The organism is Roseburia zhanii, assembly GCF_014287635.1.
Classification (GTDB): Bacteria; Bacillota; Clostridia; order Lachnospirales; family Lachnospiraceae; genus Roseburia_B; species Roseburia_B zhanii.
The window spans coordinates 1-1,389 of record NZ_JACOPH010000063.1 but is presented as its reverse complement, the minus strand read 5'-3'; the positions used below and the strand labels follow the sequence as shown (position 1 = coordinate 1,389).

3 protein-coding genes are annotated in these 1,389 nt (G+C 38.1%); 1 reads left to right on the top strand and 2 read right to left on the bottom strand.

Features of this window, described 5'->3' with window-relative positions; genetic code table 11:
* Positions 1 to 150 precede the first annotated feature (150 nt).
* Positions 151 to 483: a winged helix-turn-helix transcriptional regulator gene (locus H8S17_RS16090; protein WP_008373705.1), complete on the bottom strand. Its 333-nt coding sequence runs from the start codon at positions 481 to 483 to the stop codon at positions 151 to 153.
* A 141-nt stretch (positions 484 to 624) separates the two neighbouring features.
* On the opposite strand from H8S17_RS16090, the gene H8S17_RS16085 reads away from it, so the two are divergent.
* Positions 625 to 978 (top strand): cupin domain-containing protein, encoded by a 354-nt coding sequence (locus H8S17_RS16085; protein WP_020993869.1) that lies wholly within the window; start codon positions 625 to 627, stop codon positions 976 to 978.
* 105 nt (positions 979 to 1,083) lie between these two features.
* Here the strand turns inward: H8S17_RS16085 and H8S17_RS16080 are convergent, their stop codons facing one another.
* Entirely contained in the window at positions 1,084 to 1,230 is a 147-nt protein-coding gene (locus H8S17_RS16080) for a hypothetical protein (RefSeq protein ID WP_186867891.1), read from the bottom strand.
* Positions 1,231 to 1,389 lie beyond the last annotated feature (159 nt).

Below are 1,389 nucleotides of genomic sequence, written 5' to 3'. Positions count from 1 at the left end.
CTTGTCAGTTGCTGTTACCAACAACATCCCAAGACTCGCTATTATCTGGCTGGCTAGACCTTGGATAAATCGGATTCCCACCGACTTGGTTACACACCCTTAGCTGGGCGCACAACTGGAATTGTTCAAGCTTTTCAAATACTAACGTCCTTAATTCTGTTCAATAATTGATTTATAGTAGTTACCAAAGTCAGCAAGTGAATTAACAATTGGAAGCATTTTTGTTCCGAGTTCCGTTAAGCCGTATTCAACTCTCGGTGGCTGCTCATGGTAATCGTGGCGATATGCCAGCCCATCACTCATCATTTGTCTTAAACTATCTGTCAAAACCTTTTGTGAAATACCATCTATACTTCGTTGTAGCTCATTGAATCTCCATGGACGCTCTTTCAAGTTACGCAAAATCAGCAGTTTCCATTTTCCTCCGATAAGAGATACTGCTGTTGCAACTGGGCATTCCGGTAATTCTTCTTTTGCTCGCATAATTCTCACCTCCGAGTCTATTGTAACACATTCATTTTTGAGTGTACAGTTACAAAAAGGTGCGTACTTGTTTTTGTATGTGTCTCACACTATACTAATACCAAGCAACCAGAAACTACAATTAACTATGGAGGTACTATTATGGCAAATTACACAAAAACAACTATTGGAAAGGAAAACCGAATTGAGCTGCATGAAAAGTTGTCTTTAACAGGTGCAGAAATCAGTTTAAACGAACTACCTGCAGGAGCAAATGTCCCATTTGTTCATTCTCATAAAGAAAACGAAGAAATCTATGGAATTCTTTCAGGTAACGGCAAAGCCATAATTGATGGAGAAGAAATTAGCCTTTCAACTGGAGACTGGCTAAAAATCGCACCTACTGCAAAGCGTCAGTTTTTTGCATCCGATATTTCTGGAATTACTTATATCTGCATTCAGGTAAAAGAAAATTCTCTGGAACATTTTACAGCAGAGGATGCCGTAATCGGCTAATTAAAAGTATTTATTTACAAAAATGCACAGTTCACGATAAGCTAAGAACTGTGCATTTCTTTTTGTTCAATATTACGTTTTCTCAATTTTTCTAACAAGAAGTTATCAGTGATTATCTTTTAGAAAACAGCCAACTACAGCGACGCCAAATCCAAGAACACCTAGGACATATCCCAAAAAATTATTTGTTGTCACAGCAATTCCTAAAGGTATTATTGCAATCCCCAATAACTCAATCTTAATTCCTTTCATCGCAAATACCTTCGTTACAAACTTAAATTTTCCTGTTATACAGTCGAGTAGACTAAAGCCTTGCAACTTTAGCCCCTCACAGATCCGTACGTGCGGCTTTCCCGCATACGGCTCCTCATAATAACATTCACTTTAATATAAGCAATAGTACGTCTTTGG

Excerpts from the sequence above, each read along its gene's own strand:
- H8S17_RS16090 (WP_008373705.1), bottom strand. The coding sequence starts at position 483 with ATGCGAGCAAAAGAAGAATTACCGGAATGCCCAGTTGCAACAGCAGTA.
- H8S17_RS16085 (WP_020993869.1), top strand. The coding sequence starts at position 625 with ATGGCAAATTACACAAAAACAACTATTGGAAAGGAAAACCGAATTGAG.
- H8S17_RS16080 (WP_186867891.1), bottom strand. The coding sequence starts at position 1,230 with ATGAAAGGAATTAAGATTGAGTTATTGGGGATTGCAATAATACCTTTA.